Source organism: Rufibacter ruber (genome assembly GCF_001647275.1).
GTDB lineage: Bacteria > Bacteroidota > Bacteroidia > Cytophagales > Hymenobacteraceae > Nibribacter > Nibribacter ruber_C.
Genome location: NZ_LRMM01000002.1, coordinates 69117 through 92633, shown reverse-complemented (window position 1 = coordinate 92633; position 23517 = coordinate 69117). Strand labels below are relative to the sequence as shown.

Genomic DNA, 23517 nt, shown 5'->3' with positions numbered 1-23517 from the left:
TGCGGCAGTGTTTGCAGTCCCTGTTTTGGGCCTGTTTTTCAAAAAACAGCAAAAACAGACGCTTCTCTCAACTCAGGACTCCAGACTCAGCACTCAGAACAGCCTTTATCGTATATTTGAGCCTATGAACCTGAATTCTGTAGAAATCCTTACTCAGTATTTCCCTGACCTTACTCCAGAGCAGCAGCAGCAGTTTGCAAGGCTGCAGGAGCTGTATGGGGAGTGGAACACCAAGATCAACGTGATCTCCCGCAAAGACATGGACAACCTCATGGTGAACCATATTCTGCACTCACTGGGCATTGCCAAGGTGGTGCAGTTCCCAGCGGGCACCAGCGTGATGGACGTGGGCACGGGCGGTGGATTGCCAGGGCTTCCGCTGGCCATTCTGTTCCCCGAGGTAAAATTCCATCTGGTAGATTCTATTGGCAAGAAGATCCATGTGGTGCAGGAAATAGCGCAGGAACTGCGGTTGCACAACGTAAAAGCCAGCCACACCCGCGCCGAACAGGTTTCTGAGAAATATGATTTCATTGTGAGCCGCGCCGTGGCCCGGCTGGCTACTTTCTACCAATGGATCCAGTTCAGCTTCAAGAAAGAATCTGTGCCCGAGCAAGGGTTGTATTATCTGAAAGGTGGGGATTTGACAGAGGAACTGGCTGAGGCGGGCTTAGTGCATGAAGTGTATGACTTGAACACCTATTTCAAAGAAGAATTCTTTGAGACGAAGAAAGTAGTCTACGTGCCGCAACACCCAACCGCCTAAGCTGTTTTCGCTGTTTTCTGAAAAACAGGCCGAAAACAGAAACTCTTTAAACGCAGCAGTCTCCACGGGAGAGGCTGCTGCGTTTTGCACTGTTGTCATCCGGATAGGATCTTGTGGGCGAACGGCAGTAACAGCCAAAAACGTGTTACTGGGTCGCCCACAAAATCCTTTCAGGAGGACAGAGAGAAGAATAAATCTTGCTACTTGCTATGTGTGTCTTGCTATTATTTCACTAACTCCACCTTCTCTATCACATCGCCAATGTTCAGTAGGTGCACCACATCCATGCCTTTGACCACGCGGGCGAAGATGGTGTAACGGCCGTCCAGGTGCGGAGTGGGGGAGTGGGTGATGAACCATTGCAGGCTCTCGGTGTCTTTGCCGGCAGAGGCCATGCCCACGTAGCCTTCCAGGTAGTGCAGGTTGGCAAACTCAGACCGGATGGCGTAGTCAGCGCTGCCCCAGCCGTCGCCGCGCGGGTCGCCGCCCTGTACCACAAAGTTGGGCACCACACGGTGGAAGCGTTTACCGTTATAATTTCCTTTCTTTAGAATCTCCACAAAGTTGGCCACGGAGCCGGGGGCGTCTTCCACCAATAACTCCAGCGTGATGTCGCCTTTATTCGTGCGCAGCCGCACCTGCTGGTTTTTCTGCAGGCTGTTCACCGTGGCCCAGTTGATAGGGTGGGAGTACGGTGTCTTCGGCGCCGCCGGTTCAGGTCTGCCCTCCAGAAAGTCTAACGTTTTCTGCAGTTCAATGTGCGTCTCCACATCACGGGGCAGGACCAGTTTGTCGCGGGCCTGGGTCAGGAAGCTGCGGTCTGCGTAGGCGTTTTTCAAGCCCAGTTCCGGGTTTCTGATGGCGCCCGCGGCAATGCCCGTCAACGCCACGTCTCCAGACTGGACAGCCCGCTGAAAGATCTGCGCAAAAGCTTGCGCATTGTTCAAGTCAAAGCCTTTCTGGCCGCGCATGCTTACCAGCGCCTCTAAACCGGTAGTGCCAATGGCGGGGTGTTTGGCGCTGAACACCTGTTGCTCTATAAACGGGTACTGCGTTGGGTCTTTGCTGAGGGCGGTCAAAAGGGCGGCCTGCTCATACGGATTCTTGCTGGCTGCAAACCGCTGCTGCACCTGCTTACTGAGGGCACCTTTGTCTTCGGCCGAAGCCAGTGCCGCCCCAAACAACGTGGCCCGCACGCGCCAGTCCTGTTGTTGGTTGGCCTGTGCCAGCAGCCTGTCTGACTCAGCGGCGGGGGCTTTGGCGGCCAGGTATTCGGCGGCAGCCAAGGCCACGTGTGCATGTTTGTCTGCCAACGCTTTGAACGCAGCGGTTTGCACCTGCGCGTACGGCAGCGCGTACAGAGGCCGCACCGCATTCACCCGCACCCGGTAGTCAGCGTCTTGCAGCAGTACTTGGGTCACTACAGGGGCAATGCCGCTGGTGTCCGTCATCTTGGCCAACGCCAGTACGGCCGCCATGCGCACATTGGCGCTGGGGTCCTGCTGTACCACCGCCAGCACCTGGGGCTTGGCATAGCTTGGGTCTAACTTGGCGGTGCGGCCTAAAAAGTGGGCAGCCCCCAGGCGGGCGGGTTCCTCTTTCGACTGTAACAGGTCTGCGGCTTTTTTCAACGCGGTGCCGTAGTTCAGCTTGCGCTGGCCGGCGCGGTAGAGGGCCCAGGCCTGCCCGGCCAGCAGCTGCGGTTGGGTGGTGCTAAACGTGCCCAGCATGTCTACGCCCCGCTGCGAGGCGGTCTTACCCCAGGCTTCCAGCATCTCAGCGCGTACGGCTGGGTCACGGTCACTGCCGTAGGCGGCCATCAGCAGCGGCTCTGCCGAAACACTTCCCATCTGCCCCAGCGCATAGGCGGCCGCCTTGCGCACCTCTGGGTCCTGGTCTTGTAACAATGGGGCCAACGCCGGAATAGCCGTGGTGTCCTGGACTGAGGCAAAGGCGAGGGCGGCCTCCCGCCGGTACATGGCTTCTGGGCGCTGCAGAAAGGGGAGCAGGCTGGCGGTGCTGCGTTCGTCTTGCAGGGTGTAAATATTTCTGAGGGTGGCGTCTGAGAACTTGTGAACGGTGGCAGAGCCGCTTTTCTGGGCAGGCTGGCTACAGGCCGCCGCCAAAAGCAGCACTGCCAGCGCCGCGCGTATTTTGTTTTTCATAGTTGGGGTTTAGAACTGGGAAGATACAAAGAAGAAAGCAGTATAGTAAGACACGGGCTGCATACGCAGGGCAGCCTGGGCGCGTTTTTGGCCTGTTTTTCATAAAATAGCCCTAAAACAGCAGGCGGCTTGTCAGAAATTTGCCACCTTTGCGCCCATCATGAGTACCCTTTCCCCCTCCCCAGCCTATCCGTTTCGGTTCTGGATGCTCTGCCTGAGCTCGTTCCTGTTCTCGGCTAGTTTTAACATGATCATTCCTGAGCTGCCCAATTTCCTTTCCCGCCTGGGCGGTGCCGAGTACGTGGGGTACATCATTGGTCTGTTCACCCTCACCGCCGGCCTCTCGCGCCCCTTCAGCGGCAAGCTGACCGATACCATTGGCCGCCTGCCCGTCATGTATTTCGGCGTGGCCGTCTGCGTGCTCTGCAGCCTGCTGTACCCGCTGGTGGGGAGTGTGTTCATGTTTCTGCTGCTGCGGCTGGTGCACGGCTTCTCCACAGGCTTCACCCCAACGGGCGAGTCGGCCTACGTGGCTGATATCACGCCGCTGGAGAGACGGGGGGCGGCGCTGGGCATCTTCGGGTTGGCGAACAGTCTGGGGCTGGCGGCGGGGCCGGCCATTGGCGGGGAGTTCAGCCGGTACATTTCATTAGATGCGCTTTTCTACTGCTCCTCGGGCATGGCGCTGCTCTCTATTCTGGTGCTGCTGAACCAGAGGGAGACGTTGCCCCATCCGCAGAAATTCAGGCTGGGGCTGCTGCGCATACGCAGAGATGAGATTTTTGAACCCAGGGTGCTGCCGCCGTTTGTGGTCATGCTGCTCACGTTTTTCTGCTACGGCACCGTGCTCACCGTCACGCCTGGTTTCAGTGAGCATTTAGGCATTGCCAACAAAGGGCTGTTCTTTACTTTCTACACCTTGTCCTCGGTCTGTGTGCGGTTCTTGGCAGGCCGCGCCTCAGATCAATACGGGCGGGTGACTATTCTCAGGTTCTCCACCCTCATCATGCCGCGGCCATGGTGTTGCTCGGCTTCGCCGAAGACAAAACTCTTTTCTTAGGGGCTGCTGTGCTGTACGGGATTGGGGCGGGTATGAATTCCCCCACGTTGTATGCCTGGGCGATAGACCTGAGCCAACCCGAGCGGCGCGGCCGCGCCATGGCTACCGTGTACATTGCCCTGGAGGCGGGCATTGGCATTGGCGCCTTCGCCTCTGGCTGGATCTACGGGAGTGATGTGACGGCTATTCCGTATGTGTTCTGGGGAGCGGCGCTGCTCTGTCTCTTGGCGTTTGGGTTTGTGCTGTTGGGGCGGTTCCCGAAGCGGGTGGGGAAATAAGTCTTTCTGTTTTGAGCCTCTTTTCCTGAAAACAGGCTCAAAACGCATGAAGCCTTGCAGGTATTGAAAAGGAAAGGGATGCAGCGTCTGCTTGATACTGTTGGCCAGCAGGTATGGGCAGCGAATTTTCTGGTTGGGTTTTTGGGGATTGCTTCTGTCACTGGCACAGACGCTCGCAGGTCTTTCAGCTGCTACCAGGTCTTTTGCGCAGGCGGTGAAGCGGGGGCAGGTGCATGGAACCAGCCCTTCCTAAACCAGGAGAAGAGTTGATTTGTCAATACAGAAAGGGTTTTTTAGGGCTACTTTTCAGAAAACAGCCCTGAAACGGATCGCTTCCACCATCACCTCCTTAGCTGTTTCTGCCGGGAGCTGGCGGTGCAGAAGCCGAAGGTGCCGAGGCGCCTAGCGGGAGCACGAGATACAGGTTCAATCCTGCAGTAGCCACTTTCGTGATGGAACTGCGTGCGTTGGCCAGGTGGTAAATTTACTGAAGCCCCTCCCGTCTGAGCGGCGGCCAGTCAGGAGCTTCTTGATTCTTTTGGTTAGCTTGAAAAGCAAGGATCAACATGGCAAACGCCAGCAGGGAGAGGCTTGGTAAGTGCGGTGGTGGGAGTAGTTAATTTCATTGGGCAGGCTAGTTTGACCGTGAGTAATGTAGAGACCAGGCACCGCCTCGTCTCCTTGCGCTGGCCACAACATCAGCCTTGGCAGAGAACCTGCAATGCGTCAACCCCACCCCTATCCCTCCCAGGAGGGGAGTATCAGAAATGCTTTATTTTCTCTAACAGATCCTTTCAGTCTCATTGATTCCCAAGAAGGCCAGAAGAAATAGGATCTAGAATGCGTGGGAGACAAGGCGGTGCCTGGTCTCTACAAAAAGGGATCTGCTATTGTCATCATCCCCCTTCGCACTTGAAAGGGGAGTATCACCCAGAGCCACAAGTCACGGAAATTACTTCCGGGCCAAAGAAGGTATCTGTTAGCCTTTCCAACTCAGGACTTTCAACTCTGAACTCAGGACTCAGAACTTTCTTTTACAAATACCCTTTCGCCTGCAGGCGGAACAATTCTGCGTAGCGGCCGCCCTTGGCCATGAGCTCTTCATGCGAACCCATCTCTACAAACTGGCCATTCTCAATAACCAGAATCCTGTCTGCCATACGCACAGTGGAGAAGCGGTGGGAGATGAGCACGGCGGTTTTGCCTTGGGTGAGCTCAGAGAAACGCTGGAAGACCTCGTGCTCGGCGCGGGCGTCCAGGGCGGCGGTGGGCTCATCTAAGATCAGGAGCTGCGCATCACGCATGTAGGCGCGCCCCAGGGCGATTTTCTGCCACTCGCCGCCAGAGAGATCCACGCCTTTGTTGAAGCGGCGGCCAATGACTTGGTTATAGCCTTCGGGGAGTTTGGCGATGACGGTGTCGGCCAGGCTTTGGTGGGCCGAGGACTCAATGCGGGGCTGGTTTTCCTTTTCCTCAATGCGGCCAATGGCAATGTTGGTGCCCGCACTCATCTGGAACCGCACAAAGTCCTGAAAAATCACCCCAATCTCCCGCCTGAGATCAGCAGGGTCAAACTCCTTCAGGTCAATGCCATCCAGCAGAATCCTGCCTTCAGTGGGGTCATAGAGACGGGAGAGCAGCTTTACCAGGGTGGTTTTGCCGGCACCGTTTTCGCCTACCAACGCCAATTTTTCGCCTGCCTGCAGGGTGAAATTCAGATTTCTGATAGCCCATTTCTCTGAGTTGCGGTACTGAAAGCCTACATTCTCAAAGGTAAAGCCGTGCCTAATGGGGCGGGGGAAAGCGGGGGCGTTGGTTTTGCGGTGAATGCGCGGCTGCAGCTCAAAGAAGTCAAAGAAGTCCTGCAGGTACAGCGCACCCTCTGCCACGCTGGTGAAACGGTTGAGCACGGCCTCCAGCAATCCGCGTAAGCGCATGAAAGACCCTGACAGGAACGTGAGCTGGCCCAGGGAAACCTCTCCTGCTACAGTTTGCAGAATGAGGTACACGTACGCGCCGTAGTACCCGGCACTGCCCAGCGCGGCAAAGACCGTTCCCCAGCCCGCCCGTTTAGTCACCAGCTTCTTATTGTCCAGATAAAACTTGGTGCTCAGCTCCCGGAACCGGTTGGTGAGAAAATCTGACAGCCCGAAGATCTTCACTTCCTTGGCCGTGTCATCACTGGCACCCGTCTGGCGCAGGTAGTCCAGCTCACGGCGTTCAGGGGTCCAGCCGTGCACCAGGGAGTAGCTGCGCTCGTTGAAGTGCGATTCGCCCAGAAAAGCGGGAAGTACCGCCACTAACAACAGAAGCAGCAGCCATGGGTAAAACGCAATCAAACCGGCTGCCAAAAAGATCATGGTGAGAATGTCCTGCATCTGGCCCAGTACCTGGCTCATGAGTACGGTGCGGCTCAGCGTCTGCCTGCGGGCCCGCTCCAGCTTGTCATAAAAGGCAGAGTCCTCAAACTGGTCCAGGTCCAGTTCGGCGGCGTGCTCCATGAGCCTGATGGAGGACTGGTTTGCGAACAGGTCGCCTAGCAGGCCATCGGTGAGGGCAATACCGCGGTTCAGCACGTCAGAAACCACGGCCAAACCGAATTCAATCCCGACCAGGGTGAGCAGGTAGTTCAGGGCATCGGCCTCGGTCTGGGTGAGGCGCACGACCTCGTCAATGATCAGCTGGCCTACGTAGAGCATCGCCAAGGGCACTGCCGCCCTGAAGAGCCGCAGCACTACGTTGATGAGCGCCATGCGCGGGTGCGTCTTCCAGACCATTTTCAGGAAGGGCGGCAAATGTTTGAGGGCGCTCACGCGCTGCTGTACAGAGAGGGCGGGCTGCCCCGCTTGCGGCGGTTTCTTCCCGAATATGTTTGACCAGAATGCCATGGCGGTGAAATTACGTCAATGTGGGGTTGTACGCGAATTATTTTTAGGAGACTGTTTCGGCCTCAGCCACCGTCTCAGGTGCCGCAAGTCTGTTTTTGGCTTGTTTTTCTGAAAACACGCCAAAAACAGACTTGCGGTTACGCAGAAGAAACTGCCCCTGCCCCTGAACCCAGCAGATAAGGGGCTAACTTTGTGGCCCAATATTAACTTTGACGTGTAGCCTCAACGGCATTATTGCGTACTCTACTTACTATGGAAGAATCTTTTTTACTGCGGCTCTGGGGGCTGCACCAGCAAAACCAGCTTAGAATCCCCACCAGCCTGCTTTGCCAGTTCCTGAACCGCCTGCTGCAGGTTTTGTTTCCGCCGCTGGCGGAACAGCCTTTTAAAAGTATGCAGGCACTGGGGCAGGAGGCAGCCTTTCTGGAGCAGGAACTGGAGACACTGCTGGAGGGCGTGCAGCACATCAGCGCTTTTTCGGCGGCAGAAAGTGCTGAGCGGTTCATGCAGCATCTGCCGCACCTGCATGAGCAGCTGCTGGCAGATGCCCACTTTATTCTGCAGGAAGACCCCGCCGCCCGCCACGTAGAGGAGGTGATGCGGTCGTACCCCGGCTTCTACGGCATTGCCGTTTACCGCATTGCGCATATCCTGTACCAGGACGGCGTGCCGTTGCTGCCCCGTATACTCACTGAGTACGCCCACGGCCGTACGGGCATTGATATTCACCCTGGTGCCCGCATTGGCTACCCCTTCTGCATTGACCACGGCACGGGCATTGTGATAGGGGAGACCACCGTGATTGGAAGCCATGTGAAGCTGTACCAGGGCGTGACGCTGGGGGCGTTGAGCGTGGCCAAATACATGATGGACATTAAACGCCACCCTACCCTGGAAGACAATGTGATTATTTACGCAGGTGCCACTATTTTGGGAGGCAATACGGTCATTGGTGCCCACAGCATCATTGGCGGCAATGTATGGCTTACGGAGAGTGTGCCTGCCTACTCCAGGCTGTACCACCGCGCCCAGATCAAAGTGAGCCGTTCTGAAGCGCCCGAAGACATGGTAGATTTTTCCATTTAGTCTACTAACTTTATCGGGATTGTAAAGTAGTTCCTGTTAAACTTAATTTTCACTAACGGCAGTTGTGCCCTCCCTGAAGGGCCGCTGCTAAATGATGAGCTTGTAGATACTATGAAAGCAGCAAACATTTTAGAAACCATTGGCAACACGCCCGCGGTACGTATTAACCGGTTGTTTGGGCCAGACGCAAACGTGTACATGAAGCTGGAGCGCACCAACCCCGGCGGAAGCATCAAAGACCGTATTGCCCTTGCCATGATTGAAGATGCTGAAAAACGCGGCATCTTGAACCGGAACAGCCGCATCATTGAGCCTACCTCTGGTAACACGGGCGTAGGCCTGGCCATGGTGGCCGCCGTTAAAGGGTACGCGCTCACCTTGGTCATGCCCGAGTCTATGTCTATTGAGCGTAGAAGGTTGATGGCGGCCTATGGTGCCCAGCTGGAGCTCACGCCGCGGGAGAAAGGCATGAAAGGGGCCATTGAACGCGCGAACGAGCTGGCGGCCCAGGACGATCATGCCTGGATCCCCATGCAGTTTGACAACGATGCCAACACCCGCATTCACATAGAAACCACCGCGCAGGAGATATTAAAAGATTTCCCTGAAGGCTTTGACTACCTCATTACGGGCGTGGGTACCGGTGGCCACATCACTGGGGTGGGGCGTGTGCTGAAAGAAAAATTCCCTCACCTGAAAGTATTTGCCGTGGAGCCTGCCTTGTCGCCTGTACTGAGTGGCGGCGCCCCCGGGCCACACCCTATACAGGGAGTAGGCGCGGGCTTTATCCCTTCCATTATGGACATGTCGCTCCTTGATGGCGTGATTCAGGTAGCCGCGCCAGACGCTTTTGAATACGCCCGCAGAGCGGCGAAGGAAGAGGGTATCTTTGTGGGTGTTTCCTCTGGTGGCTCGTTGGCGGCCGTTGCGCAGAAGCTGGGCGAGGTTGAGAAAGGTGCCCGTGTGCTCACCTTCAACTATGACACCGGTGAGCGGTATTTGTCTGTAGAAGGCCTGTTTGTGTAACCAGTACTCTTTCTAATAGAAAAGCCGTCTCTGTTTTAGCAGGGGCGGCTTTTCTGTTTTAGGGCTGTTTTTGAGAAAGTAGGCTGGAAACGGGATGTTTAAAGTTGTATTTCCCATATTGTACCAATGCAGAACCAGGAGAGTGAGAATGCAAAAGGCCATCTTATGTTAGTAAGATGGCCTTTGGAGTGGAGAATATCGGAGTCGAACCGATGACCTCTTGCATGCCATGCAAGCGCTCTAGCCAGCTGAGCTAATCCCCCTTGGTTTTGATGATGCAAAAGTAAGATGCTTTTCCGTACTGGCAAAATTTTACAGAGTTTTTTTTGCCATAATTTCTAAACTGCTTTTGTGTCATTCTTAACAAAAGCGCATAAAAAAGGGTGGAGCAATTGCCCCACCCTTTTTATGGTCTATTCGTTGATTATTGGAAGATGTAACGAACACCCACCTGTCCTTGCCATCTTGAAGAGATAGAAGAAGTGTTAGCCCAAACATCTTGAGCTGGTTTTGTGAATGTGAAAGTAGGACGGTTGTTAGCATCACGGTTGTTGAATCTTACTAATTCAACTGCAGCGTTGTTTACAAAATAAGTGCGTCCCCAGTCAGGGTTGAACAAGTTGCCAACGTTGAAAATGTCAAAGGTGATTTGCAGGGTATGTTTCTTGCCTGCAAAGTTACCAAAGATATCCTGGGCCAGACGCAGGTCAAAGCGATGTGTCCAGGGAGTACGGGCACCGTTCCGCTCAGTATACTGGCCACGGCGAGAGCTCAAATAATCATCAGCCTCAATGAAAGCGTTCAAATCTTCCCATTGCTTGGCAGCAGTAGCAGTCACCACCCCGGCAGATGTTTTCTGATCAACTAAACCAGACTCTTCAAACGTACGTGGTACATACATGAGGTCGTTACCCGTGTTACCGTCAGCATTCAAGTCTTGAGAATACAGGTAGGTGAATGGCGTACCAGACTGACCTTCATAGAACAAGGAGATAGAGGTGCTAAAGTTGTTCAACCAGTTCACGGTATAACCCCCAGAGGCAATGATACGGTGACGGATGTCAAAACGCGAGTAAGAGAACTCAGGATCGTTAGGGTTCCAGACAATTTGGTTAAACTGCCAGTTAGATCTTGCTGTGCTGCTGGCACCGCTGTTCATGTCTTTGGATTCTCCATACGTATAGGCAACTAAGGTATTGATGCCGTTGTTGAAATTCTTCTGCAACTGGCCGGTTAAATTGTAGCTATAGCCTTTGCTGGTGTTGTCCAGAAGAATTACGTTAGTGAAGTCCTGGCTGATTCTTCTGGCAGATGAAGAAGTTGGATACAGAGGACGTCTGTCTGGACCGGTTAAGTTGGTAATTGGGTTTACCAGGTTAATGTCTCTGTACACAATGTCATTCAAGGTTTTCGTGTAGATACCTTCCACAGTTGCAATGATACCAAGAGGCAGAGTGTAATCTAAAGCTAAATTAGTTCTCCAGGTTTGTGGGATCTTAAAATCTGGGGTAACAAGGTTGATTTCAGATTGAGTTCCTGCTGCTGCAAAGTCACGTATTTTATCAACATCTGACGTAAATTGACCCGCTTTTGTTTGGTTGTTCAGGAACAGAGAGTTGAAAGTAATACCATTGTTGGTGAACTGATTAGATAACCATACAAAAGGAACACGGCCAGTAAAGATACCAGTACCACCTCTGAATTGTACAGTTTTATCACCTTTCACATCCCAGTTGAAACCAACCCGTGGAGCCCACAGAAGCTGACCGCTAGGTGTGTCATCCGTTCTCAAATCTGTGTACTGAGGATATTTCTCAAAAGCAGTTTCTACTTTCTCGTTACGCTCAGGGGTGTCTGGCATTACAGGAATATCTAAACGAAGGCCTACCGTTAAACGGAAGTTATCAGTTAAGGAGATTTCATCCTGGGCGTAAAAACCCAATTGCATGGCGTTGAACTTGGCGGCTGGCTCAGTGCCAGGTTTAGCGGCGTAAGACTGCTCTATCTGGAAAGGTCTCTCAGCAATGAAGTCTTCAACGCTGTTGAATTGGTAGTATCCATTCCCGTTATTGATGAACAAGTTTCTGAATTTGAAGAACTCATTGTGCGTTCCAAACGTGAAGGTGTGCTTGCCCCGGAAAACAGTCAGGTTATCAGTGAATTCAAAGATGTCCTGGTCCAGCTCATTGAAAGCAGAGCTACGCTCTGTACCTGCCGTAATGGTGTTACTACCGCTACCGTTGAATCTAATAGTTACTTGCGGGAACAAAGCACCAGGAGTTTTCCTGTTGTCACGTATTCTGGAGTAGCCAACTATTAAGCTGTTAGAAACACTTTCAGAAAAACGGCTTCTCAATTCAGCTACGGTACTGTTAGTTACGTTAGCAAATTCATACGCATTGTTGGCAAAACGGAAGGTGGTGGTACCACGGGAAAGGTTGTCATCAAAAGCATCTACAAAGTTGTGGCGTAACGTTAACTGGTGACGGTCATTGATGTTCCAGTCTAAACGGGCAAACAATTTGTTGCTTTCTGTGCGGCGGTCAAGAGGACCATAAGAACCTGGGTCATACCCATACTTTTCGTTAAGAGTACGGGAAATAAGCTCTACCTGCTCTCTAGGAACACTTGAGCTTGGGTCCCCCAGATTATTCAGCAGTGGCTCAGAACGACGGGTGATCTCACCGTTTAAGAAGAAGAAGAGTTTGTCTTTGACTACTGGGCCTCCCACTCTGAAACCAGTCTGGTAATCTTGGAAGTTCGCAGCTTTCTGCTCAGTAACAGGGTCTTTGCCTACTGTGTTTTCGTTACGGAAGAAACCGTACACAGAACCTTCCAGGTTGTTTGTTCCTGAACGGGTAACTGCGTTGATTCCACCGCCGGTAAAGTTACCAAACTTCACATCATAAGGAGCTAAAACAACCTGAATCTGGTCAATGGCGTCAAGAGAAATAGGCTGGGTGCCAGCCTGTCCGCCTGGAGTTCCTGTTCCTGCCAGACCAAACACATCATTGTTTACCGCACCATCAATAGTGATGTTGTTGTAACGGTTGTTAGCCCCTCCAATTGAGTTGCCAGAAGCTTGCGGCGTAAGACGGGTAAAGTCTTGCAAAGAACGGTTCAACGTAGGAAGACGCTCAATCTGCTCTCTGGATACGTTTGTAGCGGCACCAGTACGGTCAGCATTAATCACTGATCCGCGATCTGCAACTACTTGTACTTCCCCTAAGCCCACAGCGCTTTGCGCTAAGTTGAAATCCAATTTAAGGTTTTGACCCAGTGATAGTTGTAAGCCGTCTCTTCTCTGGTCCTGGTAACCTACATAAGTGGCAGTGATTGTGTAGGGCCCTCCAACGCGTAGGTTTTGCAGGTTGTAGCGGCCGTTTACGTCTGCACTGGCGGCATACTGTGTGTTAGACGGGGTGTGAACAGCTACTATGGTAGCTCCGGCAAGGCCGTTTCCACTTCCGTCTGTGATGACACCGTTCATAGAGGCGGTGGTTGCTCCTTGTGCCCAGCTTAGGTGCACCGGCAAACACATCACCACGATGAACATCAATCGGGTAAATAGGTTTTTCATAAAGGGTTTTTTTTGTGCAAAAATAAAACAGGTGAGTAAAAAAGAGGGTAAGGCTATTGTTAAGTTAACATTAAGAATGCTAACAGAGCGTCTGAAAGAGGGAAATGCAAATTCCTGAAAGGAAGAGAACATTATAGGGCGGTCAGTGGATTGACAACACAAAGATAACTACTAATTTAGATTGAAAGTCAAGCATTTTTCAAACTAAATTAGAGGAGATTATCTAAGCCGAACGGTTGTTTTTGTTGAAGTGTTAACAGACCTATGGCTTTCTGCGGCGGAACAGGTGGAATACCCGTACGTTGTTGATATAATTTTCAATTATGGTCAATGAAAATGCTAAAAACTAAAATGTAGTATTTTCGATGAACGGCCTGTTTTAGATGCTGGGCCGTACCGCTTTTACAAAAATATTCTGGTAATAGGGGGTGAACAGGTTGTCTTCGGTTACACCCAGGGAGGTAGAGGCGTGTATGAACCAGATTTCCTCATCATTCTTCACCTCTGTCACCAGCCCAACGTGAGTAATATTGTGTACACTTTTAGAGGAACTGAAGAAAACCAGATCCCCCGCCTTTAGTTCACGGGTAGAGATGGCCGGCCCAAACTGGCTTTGCTCCCCAGAGGTTCTGGGCAGTTGCACATTAATGGCCTGAAACGAGGTGCACAAAAGACCGGAGCAATCCATCCCAATGCGGGAGGTGCCCCCAAACTTGTAGGGCGTGCCGCGGTAGGAGCGGGCTGTGGAGATAACGGTCTGCAGCTCCCGGCTCACCGCTTTGCTGCCGGAGATATGGATAGACCTGGGTGACTTTTTGTTTCTGCTGGAAAGGTGAATCTCTTTAAGCGGTTTGTCTTTGGAGCCAGACCGTTTAGACCCGCGCTTCTCTTTCCTCTCCTGTCTCTTCAGCTCTGCTATCTCCTGTGCCGACTTATACTGCTCTCCCGGTTTGCTAAACGTTGAGTAAGAAGACTTTCCGCAGGAAGCTAACAGAAGAAGCGAGCTTAAAATGAGAAGCGTAGCGGGTTTAGATAACAGGTTAAGAGTCATGTCTTTCCGGTTGATTGGTGAAACAGGAGCTTAAAGATAATTCATTCGGCCTTTATCTAAAACAGTTTTGTCAATTCTCCTGCATTTTCCTGGCAGGCGGCCTCCTGGGGTTACAAAGTAGCAAACGAAAGGGAGGAGGCTCTTATTAGACCCTGTCTTAAAAACAATTGAGCTTTGATGGAGAAGGGGTGCCTGGGGATTTCCTGTTTTTGGGGCTGATTTTCTAAAAACAGCTCCAAAACAGAAAAAAGGAGGGGTTCCTGTATTTCTGCCAGATTGCGGTCAACAGACCAGGGGGAATCCGTCGCTGGTGGGTGGAGGCGCCAAGCCGGGTAGGCGGGCGTCTGGGCTACTTTTAGAAAAACAGACCAGAAACAGCACTTCTCCTAATGACGTGCCAAGGGGAGGCTGCAGGTTTAGCGGCGCTTGGTCTTTTAAGGCAATGCAGGGGAAGGCATATCTTTTGTGGGTGTAGCCCCTGTTTTAGGGCTGTTTTTCAGAAAACAGCCCTAAAACAGGGGCTACACGTTGCCTTTCAAAAATTCAACCGCTCTTCGCTCTGAGTAATAGTGGCCTTTGAGAAAATTCTCTGAGAATCCTACGTGGCCCCCGTGTTCTGGCATCTCCAGGTAAAAGAAGGGGCTCCGGGTTGCCTGTTCCACGGGGAAGCATTCTTTTGAGAGGAATGGGTCATTTTGGGCGTTCACGAGCAGCGTAGGAATACGAATCTTATGCAGGTGCTGCACAGAGCTGCACTTCTCATAATAATCATCTGCGTCTTTGAACCCGTGAAAGGGTGCCGTGTACCGTTCGTCAAATTCTTGAAAGGTCCTGATCAGGTGGTAGCCTGCTAAATCTACGGTAAAGCGGGTGGCTTTCTGCTGCAGCTTTTGGTGCAGGCTTCTCAGGAAGCGGTGCATGTAGAGGCGGTTGGCGGGCCTGGCTAATTGCAGGCAGGCACTCTTCATATGGCACGGAACTGAGAAGACAACCGCCCGCTGTACCTGGTCCGGTACCTCTTTCTGCTGGTTCCCCAGGTAGTTCAAGGTAAGATTCCCGCCCATGCTAAACCCTATCAGGAAAACCTGGCGGTATGGTTTCTTGGCCAGGGCATGCCTGACCACTACGTCTAAGTCTTCTACGGCCCCCATGTGGTAAGAGCGTAAAAGGTTGTTCGGTTCGCCGCTGCAGCTCCTGAAGTTCCAGGCCAGGGCGTCCCAGCCGGCTTTGTTCACGGCCTGCACCATTCCTTTTATGTACGGGCGGTGGCTGTCACCCTCCAGGCCGTGAGATAAGATCACCAATGTCTCAGAATTCACTTCGGCCCAATCTAAATCCAGGAAGTCCTGGTCAGGGGTGTCAATACGCTCTCTTGTGTACTGAATGCGAAGGCTCTGCCGCAATTGGCTGGGGACTATGGTCTGCAGATGGCCGTTAAACAGGTAAAACGGGGCCTGGTAAACAGAGGTGGGTAGTACTGGCATTCAAGAGTAAAATCTTGGTTTCGGTATTAATTATAGTATAATTGTAAAAATAACAGTTTTAAGGAGATATGGCAAATCTGCTTCTGAATCCTGTGTTTTATTTGTACTTTTTTAATTCGTCGGTCAGTAGAAGGGATTCACCGTGAGGGTAAACCGATAGGGCTAAGTTTTAAGTTTCCAGAAATGGGGAAGCGTAATTTAGAGTAACATTTAAACTCTCTTGTCTATGCTTTACCAAAAGAATATGAAAAAGCAGCTGTTGGCTTTTGGGGTGCAGGAAGCGGTGCAGAAGCCGCAGACTGCTCGGGGAAATGAAGGGTTTGCCACTGGTGAGCAGCTGGAAAAAGCCTCCTGGGACAGGCTTGCGCAGTTAAAGGCAATCTACCTGAAGCAGCTGGGGTATGATCTGCAAGACGCTTCTGCGGCGAGCTGCTGTGGCTGAAACCCAGGCACCGGTATGCTGGGGCGCAGAGCCGCTCCACCACCGAACTTTGATGGCATAAAAAAGCGGGAGGCCTTCTGGTGGAAAGACGCTCCCGCTTTTTTTATGCAGAGACGGTGGGTGTTTCTATTGAACCAATACCCTGCGAACCAGTATCCCGTGGTCAGTTTGCAGGTGTACCAGGTAAATGCCCCTGCCCAGGTGTGCCAGGCTGAAGTGCAGCAGGCCCCCCTGGCGGGTGGCGGTGGCCACTTGTGTTGGCTGGCCCAGTGAATTGTACACCTGAATCCCGGTCACTTTTTGGGCGTCTGGGAGAGATACGGTGACCAGGCCAGAAGTAGGGTTGGGGTAGAGGGAGAGTACGCTGTTTAAGTCTTCCAGCACACCTGTGGTAGTCTGTTGGAATACGTATTCTGCTGACCATTCTGAGAGGCAGTCTTCTTCATTCTTAGCCCTTACAGAATAACGCCCTGAAGCCAGTGCCGTATGGGTGGCCCCCTCTTGCTCAAGGGGTACGCCATCCTTTCTCCATTCATAGCTGAACCCGGCAGGGTTGGCCTGCAAAACATTCCCATTCAACAAGCTGATGGTTGGGGTGCCTGGGGCTGCTATGGCAGTAACGGTTACCTTGTCTGCAGAGGTGCACCCGCTGGCATTGGTGGCGGTAAGGGTGTATTCTATGCTCTGGGCAGAAGAGAAGGTGACCGTTGGGTTGGCAATGGCCGCATTTGACAAACCGGTGGCGGGAGACCACCGGTAGGTGTACCCAGACACGGGAGCGGTGCCAAGGGTGCCAGAGGCCGACACGCAAAGGGTTACATCGCTTCCTGCCAACGCGCCGCCTTCAAAGGTGCAGGCAGATGGGGTGCCATAGAGCGTGACATCATCCAGGTTCAGGATCTCATTGGAGTTGTTGTTCTTCAGAATCACCTTTAATTTGACAGAAGTGGTTCCGTCTGGTACCGTTACCTTGAGGCGCGAAGGTGCCAGGTTGGCCGGCAGGTTGCCTTGGGTGCTTGATTTAAGTAGCGTTTTGGAAATTGGACTGCCTGCGGCGGTTTCCAGCGCGCCGGTGCCATCCATGCCGTACCTAATGTTGCTGTCAGAAGCGTCTGCGGTGATTTTTATATCTGGGGTGCTGGAGAAAGGGGCGTCGTTCAAAGCTACATACACCTCAATGAAATCATTAAGATCCATGCCGTTTGCTTCAGAGCCAGAGACAGAGCTGTTAAACAGCTCTACGGCCATCTTTTCAAAGCCGGCAGTAGAAACGTTCTGGAAAATAACTTCTTTGGTGGTATTGTTAGCCTGCAGGGATCTGGAGCCATTTCGTACACGCTGCCCGGCAGGATAGCCGGAGTTGTTGTCTGAACTGGAAAAGCCGGAGGTTACCGCCCAGCCGTCTTCCTGGGTGCCTTCAAAGGTTTGCTGGGCAATGGTGCCCGCTGGCCCGGTACCGCCCCCAGTCAGGGTGGTGATTTCAACGGCCGATGAGCCGGTGGCATATTGCCAGCCATTGGAGCAGGCTTCAATGGCGGTTAGATAATAGGTTTTGCCCGGTTGAAGCCCTGTAACAGTGACTGAAGTGCCCGCTCCCTGGTAAAGGAGACGCGACCCGTCTGCTAACGGAGTGGCAGAACTAAAATGGGTATTGGCCCCATGGTAAGCAGTTCCCGTCTGTGGCGTAAAGGTAGGGGCGGTTCCCTCTTTCAAGAGCAGGAGCCGGCTGTCTCCGGTGCCTGCGGAAAAGGTTGCCGCAAAGCCAGAGGCGGTGATGGCAGGGGTGGTCACATTTGTAACTCCCTGTGATGGGGCGCCATGGCAGGCAAAATCTGGCAAGGTGATGTGGGCGGCAGGGGCAGGGCTGCTGCTGTAGGTGTTGCTGCTGTTACAGAACTCAAACACCTGCACATGGTACGTTTGGTTGGCGGTAAGGCCCGTGACGGTCACAGTGCTTTGTGCACCGGCATAGACTATCTTATGACCGTTGCCCTGGTCTGTTGCCAAAGAAAAGTTGGGATTAACCCCTGTGGTATAGGCACCGGCAGGGGTAAAAGACGAGGCAGAGCCTTCTTTGACCACCACTAATCTACGGTCACCGGAGCCGTTGGTCCAGGTGAGTTTGAACGAGGTAGGGCTGGCCTCACTAAAAACGGGCTGGCTGGCCTGGGTGGTGGCAGAGCAGGCCACCGGCGTTAAGCCATAGGCCCGGGCAACCAGTTCCGGGTAGTCTATGTAAGGGTTGCGGTTTCCCTGCACCTCTTCTACCCGGTTGTTACGCTCCTGTTCCCGGGCATCAACGGGGTCTTGCAGGTGCCACTGGTACAGTGTCTGCAGGTTGGCCGCAGCGCTGATCTGCTCCATTCCAGGGTCAAAACGCTGGAGCTCATGCATGGTATAAAAATAGAAAATGGCACGGGCCAGGTTGCCCTTGTGGTCTTCGCGGGGTTCAAACTGGGAGTTGGTGTCTTCACTGTACTCGTCAATATCACTGGTAGGAATAGACGTAACGGGAGTCATACCCCTGATCCAGGTGGTAGTTTGGCGGTCTGGGATTTCAGCAAATGGATCACTGCCGCGGGCACTGTTCCATTTGTCTACCGTGGGGAAGAGGTGGTGAATATCTGAGCGCATTCTGACTACTTCATCAAACCAAGACTGGGGTACTGTGTGCTCACAGTTGATGTTGGCGATACTGGTAGAGGTGCCGGTGCGGCTAAACGTAAAAGACTGCTGATAACCAGAGTAAACACATGTCACCTTGTTGTCATAGTTGTCAATGTAGTTGTACATGCGGCCCCGGGCGGTGCCATAGTCTAAAACCTGCCGTTTGCCGTCATACCAGTTTTGGCGTAGCCAGGCTTTTAATTCTGCGCCCCCCAGACTGGCAGGAGGGGTGGTTTGGGCATTAAGTGACTGGCTGGCCCAGATAAAAAGAATCAGGGCCAGAAGAGGGTGTAAAATTTTTTTCATGTAAGAGGTGCTGCTAAGCTGCAAAGGTAGGCAGTTTTAGCAGGCGGTGCCACTGGTGGAGGGGCTATAACGTTACCTTTGTATTAAATCTGTGAAGTCTCCTGGTGTACGCTTCCTGTGAGCCACTCCCTGGCTTCGTCCAGTTCGCCAAAAAACTGGATGTCAAACGTAGCCACTGCTTTTGCTTCTCTGATCAGGTATTCAATCGCCATCTGGTTGTCTGTTGACATAGAAGGGATCAAGGCAATTTTCTTCAAACGTAACTGCAGGAACTGCTGGAGCCACTCTGTGAAAAGCCAACTCTGGTCATCAACGGGGATAGGGCCCATTTCCTGAAGGTCAATAAGCCAGCTGGGGCTGGGGTAGGCTTTGGAGAATTCCAGCAAGCTGGTTGCTGCCTCGTAAAATTCCTGCGCAATCACCTCTCCTTGCCATCTAAACAAGATGTCACCGCCCTCACCTTCACAAACAACATGTGCATGGGTAGTAAATTTCTTTGCCATTGATAAGGTTGAATTGTATATTATTAGGAATGTTAAAAGTACTATATAAATTTATTATTCCGCTAATAATAGCCTATTTTATTTACTGATAGATACTTATGGGTGTGTTTGTGAAAATTTTAAAGAGGTAGACTATAAGTATTTTTATAATGTAATTGAATTTTATAAATAGTGGCGGTGTCTGCTCCGGTAGACTGCCTGAGAGAATAGAAGCAGGTGTTGTAAGCGTAGATTTGTTTGACGGGAGAAAGGGAAGCCGGTAGTGTTTCAGATAGAGGACTACAGTGAATAAAAAAGCCCTGTACAGAATTTCTTCTTTATCTCCTGTAAGGTTTCAAGGATGCCGTCATGTGCTTGTGCCGCCGTTTTAGGGCTGCTTTTCAGAAAACAGCCCTAAACCAGGGAGCCATCCTTCCTGTAAGACACAAGCAGACGCTGGCGCCTTGGTGTAAAATAAAAAACTCTTAACGGCTTTAATATACACAAAAAAAGCCCCGACTACTGTAAGGGGCCAGGGCTTTTTTGTGTGTAGCATTTATAAAGAAGGCGTGGTGCCAGAAGGTTTGTCTTCGCCGCCCTTCTTCTTCTTTTTCTTTGCCTTGTCTTTGTGCTTCACCACTTTGGCGTCTACGTAGAAAATAATTTCCTCGGCTATATTGGTGATCTGGTCGCCAATGCGCTCCAGTTTTCTGATGATGCCAGATATTTTAAGGCTTTGGGCAATATTCTCAGGGTGGGCCTGTATGTACTTGATGATCACCTGGTCGGTTTTCACGTGGATCTTGTTGAGCAGTTTGTCCCGCTTAATGATCGCGCGGGCCAGCGCGGTGTTCTCCTCATAGAAAGCGCGCTGCACTTCTGCCAGCATGGTTTCTGCGGCTTCATACATTTCCAGTACCCGGGTCACCTGCAGCAGCTCCGGGTCAATGGGGGCCTTGGCTTCTTTCACCAGGCGGGCAATGCCTTCAGAGGAGTCACCAATGCGCTCAATGTTGGCATTTATCTTCAGAATGGCCATGAGCCAGCGCAGATCTACCGCTACGGGGTTGTACAGCGCGAAAATGTTTTCGCACATGCGGTCTATCTTGATGTCATAGGCGTTTACCTTGCGGCCGCGTTTGATGATCTTTTTGGTCAGCTCCTGGTCCCCGTTCAGAAGAGCGTCTTTCCCGGCCAATACCTGAAACTCCACCAAGCTCCACATTTCGTTGACCTTGTTTTTAATAGCGAGGAGCTCTTTCTCTAAATGGTTCATATCTATAAGCGTTTGCTGCAATAGTAAGGCGTGAATAAAAATACAGTTTTTCCCGCAGGAAGTAAGGAGGGTGGAACAGGGGAAGGTTTGCGTTTTTGGGCTGTTTTCAGGAAAACAGCCCCAAAACGCAATTCACCAGATCTGCTGGCAGATCAGCCAAACCTGCCGGTGATGTAGTCTTCGGTGCGCTTGTCGCTGGGGTTGGTGAACAGGGTTTTGGTCTTGGCATGCTCCACCAGTTCGCCCATGTAGAAAAATGCAGTGGTGTCACTTACGCGGGCCGCCTGCTGCATATTATGGGTTACAATCACAATGGTGTACTGCTCCTTCAGCTCATGGATCAACTCCTCAATCTTGGCCGTGGAGATGGGGTCCAGGGCTGAGGCCGGTTCGTCCATCAACAGCACAGAGGGGGAGATGGCCAGTGCCCGGGCAATACACAGGCGCTGCTGCTGCCCGCCAGACAAAGCCAGGGCAGAGTTGTTGAGTTTGTCTTTCACCTCGTTCCAGAGCGCGGCCTGGCGCAGGGCTATCTCAGCGGCCTCCGTTAGGGCGGCTTTGCTGTTGATGCCCTGGATCTTGAGGCCGTAGACCACGTTCTCGTAGATACTCTTGGGGAAGGGGTTGGGTTTTTGGAACACCATGCCCACCTTCTTCCGCAGCTCGTCTACCTGTACTTTCCGGGCATAGATGTTCTCACCGTCCAGGAGAATCTCACCTTCGGTTTTAAAGCCGTCAATGTAGTCATTCATGCGGTTGAACAGGCGCAGGAAGGTTGATTTCCCGCAGCCAGACGGGCCAATGAACGCGGTGACGGTGCGCTCTTCCATGGCTATGTTGATGCCTTTGAGCGCGTGAAAGCTGCCGTAGTAGGCGTTGACGTCTCTTGCCTCTATTTTTATCTGTTTTTTGCTCATTGCTTTTGTGCGCTTACCACTTAATTTTTTTCTGCTGCCGGTTGCGCAGGTACACGGCAATGCCGTTCAGCAGGAAGGTAATAAATAACAACATGATGATGGCCGCCGCGGCGTTCACCAGAAACTCGGCCTGGGGCCGGGAGGTCCAGTTAAAGATCTGGATGGGCAGCACCGTGAACTCGTCATTGGGGGAAGACGGCACAAACGGCACGTAGGCCAGGGCACCCACCACAATGAGCGGGGCCGCTTCCCCCACCGCCCTGGACAAAGCCAGGATCACGCCCGTCAGGATTCCGCCGAACGAGGCGGGCAGCACCTGCCGCCAGGTGGTCTGCCATTTGGTGGCGCCCAGGGCGAAGGATCCCTGCCGCACCGTCTGCGGCACGGCTTTCAAGGCCTCACGGGTGGTCACAATCACAATGGGGAGGATCAGCAGGGACAGGGTTAAGGCCCCGGAAAGCAGGCTCGCGCCCAGGCCCATCTGCCGCACAAAGACCTCCAGGCCCAGCAGACCGTAGATAATAGACGGCACCCCCGCCAGGTTGGCTATGTTGATTTCCAGAAAAGAAGAAAGTTTAGTCTTCTTAGTGTATTCCTCCAGGTACACCCCGGCGGCAATGCCCAGCGGGAACGCGATGAGGCTGGTGAGAACCAGAATCCAGAGGGTGCCGGCCCAGGCGGTAAGGATGCCCGAGCGGCTGGCGCGGCGGGAGGGCAGGCTGGTGAGAAAGTCCCAGTCAATGCGGCCCATGCCCCTGGTCACAATGTCTACCAGCAGCGCCCCCAGAAACACCAGCCCCACCAGAAGGCAGAATACGCCAAAGAACTGGAAGGCCTTGTCTTTGATTCTATTGCGGGTGGTATTAGTCATACTTCTCCTGATATTTCTTTTTGATCCAGAAGCTGAGGTTGTTCAGCCCGAAGGTGAAAATAAACAGCACAATGCCCGCCGCGAAGATGGTGCGGTACTCCAGGGAGCCGTGCGGCACATCGCCCAGGCTCACCTGCACTATATAGGTGGTGATGGTCTCAACGGGCACCAGCGGGTTCAACGTGAGGCGCGGCTGCTGACCGGCGGCAATGGCCACAATCATGGTTTCGCCCACGGCCCTGGAGATGGCCAAAATCACTGACACAATAATGCCTGAGCTGGCCGCCGGCACCATTACCCTGAACGCGGTTTGTAAGCGGGTGGAGCCCATGCCGTAAGCGGCTTCCTTCAGAGCCTTGGGGACCGAGCTGATGGCGTCTTCGCTCAGGGAGGAGATCATGGGAATGATCATAATGCCCATCACAATGCCCGGTGACAGCGCATTAAAACCAGCCAGCCCCGGTATGAAGTTCTGCAGGAACGGGGTCACCACGGTCAATGCAAAGAAGCCGTACACCACCGTGGGAATGGTGGCCAGCACCTCCAGTATTGGCTTAATGGTGCGTTTAAGGCCGCCGGGGGCATACTCATTCAGGTAAACGGCAATGGTCAGGCCAATGGGCAAGGCCACGGCAATGGCAATGGCGGTAGTCAGGAAGGTGCCCGCCACCAGCGGCAGAATGCCAAAATGCTTCTGCGCAAACAGGGGCGTCCATTCTTTTTCGGTGAGGAAGTCTACCACTGAAACCTCCTGAAAGAACGGGATAGACCCTGACAGCAGCACCCAGATGATCCCAACGGTGATCAGGATGGTAATGACCGCCGCCAGCCACAAGAGGGTCTCAATAAATTTCTCTGATGCTTTCAAGCTGCTGGTTGGTTATTTTTGTTGTTGTGTCTTTGCCTTTTCCTGTTTCCGGCCTGTTTTTCAGAAAATAGCTCCAAAACAGGAAAAGGATTGATTTGCTTGATAAAAGGCCACTTTCGCTCTTCACCGTTACGCACTTCGGGTTTTCCAGCCCCTAGGTGTGCTGTCAGGGAATTCTCAGGCCTGTGGTGCGTTTTCTGAACTGCCTGGGGTATGAGATTACAGCCCTAGCTATTTGCTGCTCTTTCTTCACTTCCGGAATTACTTGCTCTTCCGGATTACTAATCCGGAAACTGCGGATTCA

At 52.6% G+C, this 23517-nt stretch carries 17 protein-coding genes and 1 tRNA gene; 6 read left to right on the top strand and 12 right to left on the bottom strand.

Annotated features, from left to right (window positions below):
- Positions 1-124 precede the first annotated feature (124 nt).
- Positions 125-766 carry a 16S rRNA (guanine(527)-N(7))-methyltransferase RsmG gene (rsmG, locus tag A8O25_RS01355; RefSeq protein ID WP_066829713.1) on the top strand — a complete coding sequence of 214 codons (642 nt, stop codon included), beginning with the start codon at positions 125-127 and terminating at the stop codon, positions 764-766.
- A 224-nt stretch (positions 767-990) separates the two neighbouring features.
- On the opposite strand, the gene A8O25_RS22585 is transcribed toward rsmG, so the two are convergent.
- Positions 991-2931 (bottom strand): peptidylprolyl isomerase, encoded by a 1941-nt coding sequence (locus A8O25_RS22585; protein ID WP_082893379.1) that lies wholly within the window; start codon positions 2929-2931, stop codon positions 991-993.
- 160 nt (positions 2932-3091) lie between these two features.
- Between A8O25_RS22585 and A8O25_RS01345 the strand changes: the two genes are divergently transcribed.
- Both A8O25_RS01345 and A8O25_RS23670 read left to right on the top strand, forming a co-directional pair.
- Positions 3092-3991 (top strand): MFS transporter, encoded by a 900-nt coding sequence (locus A8O25_RS01345; RefSeq protein ID WP_241498906.1) that lies wholly within the window; start codon positions 3092-3094, stop codon positions 3989-3991.
- A complete protein-coding gene (locus A8O25_RS23670; RefSeq protein ID WP_241498905.1) occupies positions 3949-4269 on the top strand; it encodes an MFS transporter in 321 nt (106 codons plus the stop codon). The genes A8O25_RS01345 and A8O25_RS23670 overlap by 43 nt, the downstream gene beginning before the upstream one ends.
- A 1034-nt stretch (positions 4270-5303) precedes the next feature.
- On the opposite strand, the gene A8O25_RS01335 is transcribed toward A8O25_RS23670, so the two are convergent.
- On the bottom strand, positions 5304-7157 hold the full coding sequence (locus A8O25_RS01335) for an ABC transporter ATP-binding protein (RefSeq protein ID WP_066829707.1): 1854 nt from the start codon (positions 7155-7157) through the stop codon (positions 5304-5306).
- A gap of 252 nt (positions 7158-7409) precedes the next feature.
- Here A8O25_RS01335 and A8O25_RS01330 point away from each other — a divergent pair, with 252 nt between their 5' ends.
- Positions 7410-8243 carry a serine O-acetyltransferase gene (locus tag A8O25_RS01330; RefSeq protein ID WP_066829705.1) on the top strand — a complete coding sequence of 278 codons (834 nt, stop codon included), beginning with the start codon at positions 7410-7412 and terminating at the stop codon, positions 8241-8243.
- Positions 8244-8354: 111 nt separating this feature from the next.
- On the top strand, positions 8355-9269 hold the full coding sequence (gene cysK, locus A8O25_RS01325) for a cysteine synthase A (protein WP_066829702.1): 915 nt from the start codon (positions 8355-8357) through the stop codon (positions 9267-9269).
- A gap of 189 nt (positions 9270-9458) precedes the next feature.
- Here the strand turns inward: cysK and A8O25_RS01320 are convergent.
- From A8O25_RS01320 to A8O25_RS01305, 4 genes are all read right to left on the bottom strand, one after another.
- Positions 9459-9532 (bottom strand) — tRNA-Ala (locus A8O25_RS01320).
- A gap of 161 nt (positions 9533-9693) precedes the next feature.
- Positions 9694-12849, bottom strand: coding sequence for a TonB-dependent receptor (locus A8O25_RS01315; RefSeq protein WP_066829699.1), 3156 nt, complete (start codon positions 12847-12849; stop codon positions 9694-9696).
- A 379-nt stretch (positions 12850-13228) separates the two neighbouring features.
- Entirely contained in the window at positions 13229-13900 is a 672-nt protein-coding gene (locus A8O25_RS01310; protein WP_066829695.1) for a C40 family peptidase, read from the bottom strand.
- Positions 13901-14421: 521 nt separating this feature from the next.
- Positions 14422-15384 (bottom strand): YheT family hydrolase, encoded by a 963-nt coding sequence (locus A8O25_RS01305; RefSeq protein ID WP_066829693.1) that lies wholly within the window; start codon positions 15382-15384, stop codon positions 14422-14424.
- Between the two features lie 244 nt (positions 15385-15628).
- Here A8O25_RS01305 and A8O25_RS01300 point away from each other — a divergent pair, with 244 nt between their 5' ends.
- Positions 15629-15826, top strand: a complete 198-nt coding sequence (locus tag A8O25_RS01300; protein WP_066829692.1) for a hypothetical protein — start codon at positions 15629-15631, stop codon at positions 15824-15826.
- A gap of 126 nt (positions 15827-15952) precedes the next feature.
- On the opposite strand, the gene A8O25_RS01295 is transcribed toward A8O25_RS01300, so the two are convergent.
- From A8O25_RS01295 to pstC, 6 genes are all read right to left on the bottom strand, one after another.
- Positions 15953-18799, bottom strand: a complete 2847-nt coding sequence (locus A8O25_RS01295) for an endonuclease (RefSeq protein WP_153042545.1) — start codon at positions 18797-18799, stop codon at positions 15953-15955.
- Positions 18800-18882: 83 nt separating this feature from the next.
- Entirely contained in the window at positions 18883-19302 is a 420-nt protein-coding gene (locus A8O25_RS01290; RefSeq protein WP_066829685.1) for a SpoIIAA family protein, read from the bottom strand.
- A gap of 535 nt (positions 19303-19837) precedes the next feature.
- A complete protein-coding gene (phoU, locus tag A8O25_RS01285) occupies positions 19838-20557 on the bottom strand; it encodes a phosphate signaling complex protein PhoU (RefSeq protein WP_066829683.1) in 720 nt (239 codons plus the stop codon).
- Between the two features lie 152 nt (positions 20558-20709).
- A complete protein-coding gene (pstB, locus tag A8O25_RS01280) occupies positions 20710-21459 on the bottom strand; it encodes a phosphate ABC transporter ATP-binding protein PstB (protein WP_241498909.1) in 750 nt (249 codons plus the stop codon).
- 28 nt (positions 21460-21487) lie between these two features.
- Entirely contained in the window at positions 21488-22345 is an 858-nt protein-coding gene (gene pstA / locus A8O25_RS01275) for a phosphate ABC transporter permease PstA (RefSeq protein WP_066829677.1), read from the bottom strand.
- Positions 22338-23213: a phosphate ABC transporter permease subunit PstC gene (pstC, locus tag A8O25_RS01270; RefSeq protein ID WP_066829672.1), complete on the bottom strand. Its 876-nt coding sequence runs from the start codon at positions 23211-23213 to the stop codon at positions 22338-22340. The genes pstA and pstC overlap by 8 nt, the downstream gene beginning before the upstream one ends.
- Between the last annotated feature and the right edge of the window lie 304 nt (positions 23214-23517).

Excerpts from the sequence above, each read along its gene's own strand:
- rsmG (WP_066829713.1), top strand. The coding sequence starts at position 125 with ATGAACCTGAATTCTGTAGAAATCCTTACTCAGTATTTCCCTGACCTT.
- A8O25_RS22585 (WP_082893379.1), bottom strand. The coding sequence starts at position 2,931 with ATGAAAAACAAAATACGCGCGGCGCTGGCAGTGCTGCTTTTGGCGGCG.
- A8O25_RS01345 (WP_241498906.1), top strand. The coding sequence starts at position 3,092 with ATGAGTACCCTTTCCCCCTCCCCAGCCTATCCGTTTCGGTTCTGGATG.
- A8O25_RS23670 (WP_241498905.1), top strand. The coding sequence starts at position 3,949 with ATGGTGTTGCTCGGCTTCGCCGAAGACAAAACTCTTTTCTTAGGGGCT.
- A8O25_RS01335 (WP_066829707.1), bottom strand. The coding sequence starts at position 7,157 with ATGGCATTCTGGTCAAACATATTCGGGAAGAAACCGCCGCAAGCGGGG.
- A8O25_RS01330 (WP_066829705.1), top strand. The coding sequence starts at position 7,410 with ATGGAAGAATCTTTTTTACTGCGGCTCTGGGGGCTGCACCAGCAAAAC.
- cysK (WP_066829702.1), top strand. The coding sequence starts at position 8,355 with ATGAAAGCAGCAAACATTTTAGAAACCATTGGCAACACGCCCGCGGTA.
- A8O25_RS01315 (WP_066829699.1), bottom strand. The coding sequence starts at position 12,849 with ATGAAAAACCTATTTACCCGATTGATGTTCATCGTGGTGATGTGTTTG.
- A8O25_RS01310 (WP_066829695.1), bottom strand. The coding sequence starts at position 13,900 with ATGACTCTTAACCTGTTATCTAAACCCGCTACGCTTCTCATTTTAAGC.
- A8O25_RS01305 (WP_066829693.1), bottom strand. The coding sequence starts at position 15,384 with ATGCCAGTACTACCCACCTCTGTTTACCAGGCCCCGTTTTACCTGTTT.
- A8O25_RS01300 (WP_066829692.1), top strand. The coding sequence starts at position 15,629 with ATGAAAAAGCAGCTGTTGGCTTTTGGGGTGCAGGAAGCGGTGCAGAAG.
- A8O25_RS01295 (WP_153042545.1), bottom strand. The coding sequence starts at position 18,799 with ATGAAAAAAATTTTACACCCTCTTCTGGCCCTGATTCTTTTTATCTGG.
- A8O25_RS01290 (WP_066829685.1), bottom strand. The coding sequence starts at position 19,302 with ATGGCAAAGAAATTTACTACCCATGCACATGTTGTTTGTGAAGGTGAG.
- phoU (WP_066829683.1), bottom strand. The coding sequence starts at position 20,557 with ATGAACCATTTAGAGAAAGAGCTCCTCGCTATTAAAAACAAGGTCAAC.
- pstA (WP_066829677.1), bottom strand. The coding sequence starts at position 22,345 with ATGACTAATACCACCCGCAATAGAATCAAAGACAAGGCCTTCCAGTTC.